The following is a 1745-nucleotide window of genomic DNA, read 5'->3' as shown; positions in this document are numbered from 1 at the left end:
AACTCCTAGTCCAAAATAAAAACCGGATGATGAATTTTTTGAACAATTCATCATCCGGTTTTTATGTACACAGGAAATCGTTCCTGATATGATGTAATTACCCCTAAAAACAACCAAAGGGAGCGATTTTCATGTATCAAAATTATACCATAGGGCAAACCGAATTCGTACTAAACTATAACTATGATTTACCACGGAATCATGTTGCACGATTAATTAGTGATTTTGTCGACTCGATTCCACAAGATGTGCTATTAGAAGATTCGGGAGCGGCTACTGGCCGCCCTTCATCACATCCAGCAATTATGCTTAAGATTCTCTTGTTTGCCTACTCACGTCAAACTTATTCTGGAAGAAAGATTGAAATGATGTTGGATGAGAACTTGCCAATGCGTTGGTTAGCCCATGATTATACTTATAGCTACCATACCATCAATAACTTTCGACGCAGTCAGCACGCTAGTAAGCTAATTAAACATGCCTTTGTCTACTTTACCATGGCTTTGAAAGATCACGGACTAATTCAAAATGATGCAGTTTTTATCGATGGGACCAAGGTGGAAGCCGATGCCAATAAATATTCATTTACTTGGCGGCGGACGGTTGAAAAGTATCACGCTAAGTTAAGAGAAAAGACGAGTAAGCTTTATGAGGAACTAGTAGAAAAACAAGTGGTGCAAGAAATGGCACCCGAGCTGGTTACTTCTGCCGAAGGCATGGAAGTAATGGAACAAGAACTTGCGGAGAAAATCACTAAGTTAGATGAAGAGATTAAGCAAGAACCAAAAATCATCAAAGGTGGTTCAGTTAGAAAACGGCGCCGTCGTTTTCTAAAAAAACTTCGCCATCAATTAAGCAACGACCTAATTCCGCGTGCCAAAAAGTATGAACGTGCCGAAGATATCTTCCAAGGTCGTAATAGCTATTCCAAGACTGATCATGATGCGACTTTTATGTGTATGAAGGAAGATCCGATGATGAATCGGGAGTTAAAGCCCGGCTATAACCTGCAAATCGCTACACATAAGCAATTTGTCCTTGATTACGGGCTCTTTTCAAATCCAACTGACACCAGGACCTTAGTGCCATTCCTTACACAGTTTCATGCTTTAGATTTCTTTAAGCATATCGTTGCCGATGCCGGTTATGGTAGTGAGTACAATTACACAATGATTCTTGATCAGTTTGAAAAGCAGCCTGTTATTCCATACACAACTTATCAAAAGGAACAGAAACATAAATTTAAAAACGATCCAACTAAATCACAAAATTGGCAGTATAATGCCGAAGATGATTACTACATCGATCATTTAGGAGTTCGCTTTAGCTTTTATCGGTATAGTAGGCGAACCGATAAATATAGTTTCGAACGTGATTTCAAACTCTATCGAGCGGATAAGCACCAACTGTCAGAACAATTGGATGAGTTGGCAAAAACACCAAGTGGTCGGCAACGCTATATGCAGGTTAACCTAACGTGGAATTATTACAAGGCTAAAGTAAAAGCAACCCTCTCAAGTGACGAAGGCAAGGCAATTTATCGTCGACGAAAGTTCGACGTTGAGCCAGTCTTTGGTCACATGAAGAGGGATTTTGGCATACGCCGAACTCATCTACGCGGACAACGGGCTGTGGAAAATGACATTGGGCTAGCCTTGATGGCATTAAATCTAACGAAATTTGGTCAATCAATTAGTCGATTGGCGACTAATTTTATAAATAATTTAAAATCCGGACTACGATTT

At 39.8% G+C, this 1745-nt stretch carries 1 protein-coding gene; it reads left to right on the top strand.

The annotated features are described in order from the left end of the window. Window positions 1-131: 131 nt before the first annotated feature. Window positions 132-1745 (top strand): IS1182 family transposase (locus DTK66_RS10760; RefSeq protein ID WP_191668671.1); only part of this gene is annotated, 1614 nt, incomplete at its 3' end.

This window comes from Limosilactobacillus walteri (assembly GCF_014830205.1).
GTDB lineage: Bacteria > Bacillota > Bacilli > Lactobacillales > Lactobacillaceae > Limosilactobacillus > Limosilactobacillus walteri.
Note: the sequence above shows the minus strand (reverse complement) of the source record. Positions and strands in the feature narration are given on the sequence as shown.